Below are 4,765 nucleotides of genomic sequence, written 5' to 3'. Positions count from 1 at the left end.
CCGAGGTGGCCGGCGCCCTGGCCGAGGTCGTCGATCCGGCGGACGCCGCCGAGGCGAGGCACCTGCTCGCTCTGGTCCGCAGCCGCGCAGGGGACGCGGCCGGGGCCGTTGCCGTGCTGGAGGGCGCGGTCCGGGCGCCGGGCCTGCCCGCGATCTGGCGCATCCGGCACCACGCCCTGCTCGCGGGCCTGCGCCGTGCCGTCGCGGCGGACCTGGACGAGGCCGACGCCGAGGCGGCCCGGGTGCGCGCCAGGGCCGACGCGGCGGACGACGCCTGCGAGGCCGCCTACGCGTCGCGCAGCAGGTGGGTGGTCGCGACGCTGCGCCGGGACCACGAGCGCGCGCTGCGGCACTTGGACGAGGGGCTGGCGTCGCTGGACGGGCGCCCCGAGCTGATCGAGGCGCGCTGCGACCTGCTGGACAACCGGGCGTCCACCCTGCACAACCTCGACCGCCTGGACGATGCGGGGGCCACCCTGCGGGAAGCGCGGGACGCGATCGCGCGCCACGGGCTGTCGACCAGGATGCAGACCTCTTTCGCCGTGCACCACTACTGGACGGGTGACTGGGAACGCGCGCTGGTGGAGCTGAGCGGGGTCAACCGCGACGCCGCCGGGTTGACGTTCCACCGCATCCGGGAGCCCGGCCCCGGCGCCGCGCTGCTGCACGGGCTGTCGGCGCTCATCTCGCTGCGCCGCGACGAGCGGGCCAACGCGGCCGTGCACCTGGACGCCGTCGGCCCCTACACCAGGATGACCACCGCCGAACGGGAGAGCGCGGACTTCCTGCTGGTGGCCTGGGCGTTGGCGGCTGAGCAGCGGGAGTCGCTGGACGAGGCGATCCGCGTGCTCTCCCCGCTGCTGCGCTCGGAGGAGGCGCCGATGGCGCTGCGCCACCAGTGGCTGCCGCACCTGGTGCGGCTCGCCGTGGACGCGGACATGGCGGACGTGGCGGGCGAGGCGCTGGTGGTGTGCGAGGAGGAGGCCGCGAACGAGGTGCTGCCGGCGCGGGCCGCCGCCGCCGCGGCCCACTGCCGGGCGTTGCTGGCGGGCGACCCGTCCGGGTTGCTCGACGTCGCCGCGCACTACCGGTCAGTCGGGCGACCGGTCGAACTGGCGGCGGTGCTGGAGGACGCCGCGGTCCTGCTGACCGCCCGCGGTTCCGGGATGGGCGCCGCGGACGCCCTGGTGGCCGAGGTCGACCTGCTCCACCAGCGGTTCGGCGCCTCCTGGGACCGGCGGCGGTGCCACCGGAGGCTGGCCGCGGCGAGCGGCTGACGCCCGGTCCGGACCACGACCCAGGACGAGGAACGGGCTTCCACGTCCGGCCGACCGCGGACCCGGCCGGGCCACGCCGGCGCGCGGAACGTCGACCCGGTCCTCCGTTATCGCGCCGCCGGTGGACGCCGCCACCGCGTCGCGGTGGCGCCGGTCGCGCGACGGGGAAGCGCGGTGTGGTCGTTCGGGCATCGCGGAACGCGCATTGCAGCGGTGGGCCGCGCGGCTCGGTGAAGCTGCACCGGCCACGTCCCGGAACGCAAGGAGCGACATGTCCGTCCTTCGCGCCACTCGCACCGCGATCGCCTCGCCCGCCGGCGGTGCCCTCGTCGCGACCGCCACCGCGAGCACGGCCTCCGCGGCCGTCGACTACAGCTTCACGCTCTGCAACTTCGGGGGTGACTTCCGGACCTACGTCCACTTCCCCAGCCGCGGCACGTTCTCGCCTACCGCGTGGACCAACCAGTGCGTCGTGACGACCCGCACGGGCGGGCGGCGGTCGACATCGTGATCCGGCCGGACACGCCGCAGAACGAGGTCCCGGCCCCGCGCTCCCACACGACCGACCGGTCCAACGACGTGTTCCGCACCTCCGGCAGCTACTACTCGGCGGTGATCACGCCGCACGCCCTCGGGTAGCGGACGCGGTGCTCCTCGCCGCCGCCGTGGGGCCGTGCCGCAGCGGCGGCCGCGCTCGCTCTCAGGCGTTCGCGATCGGCAGCAGGTCGCGCAGGGACGTCATCACCGTCTGATTCGGATCGACCTGCTCCACCAGCGGCGGCAGCGGCTCGACGAACGACAGGGGTTCGAGGTAGGACTCGACGTCCACGGCCACCTCGTCGCCGCCGATCTCGCGGGTGATCCACGCGCCGGTCTCCACCAACTGCTTCAACGTCTTGACGTGCAGGCCGTTGATCCGCTGGAGGTACCACTCGTCCGGCGGCATCGGACCCATCCGGGGGGCCAGCCGGGCCTTGACGTCTTTCACCCGCGCGAAGAGCGCCTCGGTCAGCGCGGCCCGGTCGTGCGGGCCCACCAGGCCGTCGCGCAGCCGGTCCTCGATCAGGCGGGGCGTCCCGTCGTCGTCGGGCATGAGCATGGTGGTCCACGCCCGGGACTTCTCGCGGTACTGCAACTGCTGCATCAGGCCCTCGTGGCAGGAGAAGTCGGACGCTCGCAACTGCTTGCCCTGCCACCGCGACCGCAACGCGCCCGCCAGCGACAGCGCGCTCTTGACCCCGGTGTTGAGGCCGCGGCCGGGCCAGAAGTGCAGCGAGTTGGCCGCGTCGCCGATCAGGAACCCGAACGTCGTCGGGGCCAGTTGGGCGGTGAAGCGGGAGGTCTGGGTCATCGACAGGTCGAACATGGTGATGCCCAGCACGTCCCGCGGCCCGGCGCCGAAGAACCGCACGCCCTCCATGATCCGCGGCCACAGGAACGACAGCCGGTCCACCGACGGTTTGAAGATCGCCCGGTGCCGGTCGCACACAAACCGGTCACCGCGGGGCAGCATCATGCACCGGTGGGTGCGGATGCAGTCCACCGGCGCGTTCTCGCCGATGGCGACGATCTCCGAGGCCTCTTCGGCGGTCAGGCGCATGTTGATGAACCCGCCGCTCAACGAGTTGAACAGGTACCGGTTCTGCGACACCGTCAGCGGCACCGTGTGCTCGTCGGGGAACACGCCCCTGATCCGGATGCCCAGCACGGTCTCGACCAGTTGCTCGCCGTCGACCGAGTAGAAGTTGCGGTCCGGCGTGCCGAAGTGGTCGCCCAACGCCTTGCGCGTCGGCGAGTTCGCCCCGTCGGCTACGACCAGGATGTGCGTGTCGCCCCACGTCTCCGGCACCTCGTACCGGCCGGGCACCAGCTCGATGTCGTACTGCCCCTGCGCCATGTCCAGCAGGCAGTCCTCGACCCACCGGATCCTGACGTTGCGCGGTCGCCCCCTGTCCTGCGGGGAATCCGGGCCCAGGGGCCACATCTCGGCGTACTCGCCCGTCGTGAAGAGGCGCTTCTGCACCAGGCGCGGCAGCGTCGACCACACGTTGCTCTGCAGCGTCACGACCTGCTCGCGCCGGAAGTTGCCCTCCGGCTCCCCCAGCCACACCACGCGGTTGCCCTGCCGCTTCCACCGCCGGTCGTGGATGCGGACCTCGACCTGGTCGCCCATCATGGCCCGCAGCGCGCACGCGAACGACAGGCCCACGGGCCCGCCACCCGCCACCACGACCCGCAGCGGCTCGCGTCCGCTCGGCAGCGGGTCGAGCTTCTTGAACAACCCGGTCGCCCAGTCGTGCGCCGGCCAAACCGCGATCGACTCGGTCCGCGCCTCGTCATCGTTCATGCGGTCGACCTCCGTGGTGCTCGGTGCAATCCGCCCGTCATCATGTCCCGAGCTGTTCGGGGAACCCCGGCCGCGAGGGCAAGAGTGCCCGAAGAGGAACCGGTTCCCTGTCCGTAGCCGCACTGCGACCGCGTCGACGCGCGACGGGCGGTTCTGCCCTCGCGAATAACGGGATCGCCCGCCACCACTGCCCGAACCGGCTCTCACCGCGAGCGACCCGGTGTCCCGATCGCGTCCGCTCAGGCAGCTCACCACGTCTGTCGGGACAGTTCTCGCCAGATGCGAGGCGCGGGCACGGGGTGGTGGCTGCGGTGGCGCCGTCACACGCCGCGCCGACACGACCGCCGTTCTGCTCGCGCGCCACCGCCGTCGACGGCGAGGAGCTCTGCTGGGCGAACGTCATGGACCTCCTCGACCCCGAAACCGGCCTCCGCGACATGCCCGTCGACCTTGTGCCTGCCGAAAACCTCATCCATGCAGGTAGAAGATGCACGAAGCTCAAGCCCACGAAGTGCTCGCGGCACGGTTGCCATCCGCCGTGACGTCGTCCAGCACGGCATGATGAGCGGCTGTGCTGCTCCGACTGGCCTACCTCGGTGTGACCAACGCCTTCGCGCTGCTGCGCCTGCTGCCTACGAGCGACCGGGACAAGGACACGGAGGTCCTGGCGTTACGGCACCAGATCACCGTCCTGGAACGCCAACTCGGTGACGCCCGTCCACGATTCTCCCTCGACGACCGGGCGTTTCTCGAGTACGAACCTTCAGCAGCATAACCGCAGCTCAGCCCCGCAAGGCCGACTTCTGGCACCCACAGGCCGACCACGGACCGTCCGCTCGATCCGGCTCTGGTACTGCGCCTGGCGCGAGAGAACCCCACCTGGTGTTACCGCCGCATCCACGGCGAACTCCTCGTCCTCGGCATCGCAGTCGCAGCCTCCATCGTCTGGCAGATCCTCAAAGACGCCGGGATCGACCCCGCTCCTGAACGAACCACGACGACCTGGTCGACCTTCCTCCGCTCCCAGGCAGACGCGCTCCTGGCCTGCGACTTCTTCGAAACCACCACCCTGAACGGCCCGCACGATTCCTGATCCGCGACCGCGTCGGCAAGGACCTCGTCGAATACGGCGGGGTCCTTG

General features: G+C 71.7%; 6 protein-coding genes and 1 pseudogene. 5 read left to right on the top strand and 2 right to left on the bottom strand.

Annotated elements, in window-relative coordinates; all coding sequences use genetic code 11:
• From AB0G02_RS28450 to AB0G02_RS28440, 3 genes and pseudogenes are all read left to right on the top strand, one after another.
• Nucleotides 1-1,277, top strand: a pseudogene (locus tag AB0G02_RS28450) (SARP family transcriptional regulator); the annotation flags it as partial.
• Between the two features lie 271 nt (nucleotides 1,278-1,548).
• Nucleotides 1,549-1,788 carry a hypothetical protein gene (locus AB0G02_RS28445; protein WP_360799670.1) on the top strand — a complete coding sequence of 80 codons (240 nt, stop codon included), beginning with the start codon at nucleotides 1,549-1,551 and terminating at the stop codon, nucleotides 1,786-1,788.
• Nucleotides 1,785-1,916: a hypothetical protein gene (locus AB0G02_RS28440; protein WP_360799667.1), complete on the top strand. Its 132-nt coding sequence runs from the start codon at nucleotides 1,785-1,787 to the stop codon at nucleotides 1,914-1,916. Before AB0G02_RS28445 ends, AB0G02_RS28440 begins: the two co-directional genes overlap by 4 nt.
• A 61-nt stretch (nucleotides 1,917-1,977) precedes the next feature.
• Here AB0G02_RS28440 and AB0G02_RS28435 read toward each other — a convergent pair whose 3' ends face one another.
• Nucleotides 1,978-3,624, bottom strand: a complete 1,647-nt coding sequence (locus AB0G02_RS28435; RefSeq protein WP_360799664.1) for a hypothetical protein — start codon at nucleotides 3,622-3,624, stop codon at nucleotides 1,978-1,980.
• 311 nt (nucleotides 3,625-3,935) lie between these two features.
• On the opposite strand from AB0G02_RS28435, the gene AB0G02_RS28430 reads away from it, so the two are divergent.
• Together AB0G02_RS28430 and AB0G02_RS28425 are read left to right on the top strand one after the other, a co-directional pair.
• Nucleotides 3,936-4,166, top strand: a complete 231-nt coding sequence (locus AB0G02_RS28430; RefSeq protein WP_360799661.1) for a hypothetical protein — start codon at nucleotides 3,936-3,938, stop codon at nucleotides 4,164-4,166.
• 29 nt (nucleotides 4,167-4,195) lie between these two features.
• Nucleotides 4,196-4,399 (top strand): hypothetical protein, encoded by a 204-nt coding sequence (locus tag AB0G02_RS28425; protein WP_360799658.1) that lies wholly within the window; start codon nucleotides 4,196-4,198, stop codon nucleotides 4,397-4,399.
• A gap of 110 nt (nucleotides 4,400-4,509) precedes the next feature.
• Here the strand turns inward: AB0G02_RS28425 and AB0G02_RS28420 are convergent.
• The coding region (locus AB0G02_RS28420) for a hypothetical protein (RefSeq protein ID WP_360799655.1) at nucleotides 4,510-4,765 on the bottom strand (256 nt) is incomplete at its 5' end.

Origin of the sequence: Actinosynnema sp. NPDC023658 (genome assembly GCF_040639995.1) — a bacterium.
Taxonomy (GTDB): Bacteria; Actinomycetota; Actinomycetes; order Mycobacteriales; family Pseudonocardiaceae; genus Actinosynnema.
The sequence above is the reverse complement of the archived record's forward strand: the minus strand, read 5'-3'. Positions and strand labels throughout refer to the sequence as shown.

What these genes read in the sequence shown, in the direction of transcription:
- AB0G02_RS28445 (WP_360799670.1), top strand. Translation starts at nt 1,549, where the DNA reads ATGTCCGTCCTTCGCGCCACTCGCACCGCGATCGCCTCGCCCGCCGGC.
- AB0G02_RS28435 (WP_360799664.1), bottom strand. Translation starts at nt 3,624, where the DNA reads ATGAACGATGACGAGGCGCGGACCGAGTCGATCGCGGTTTGGCCGGCG.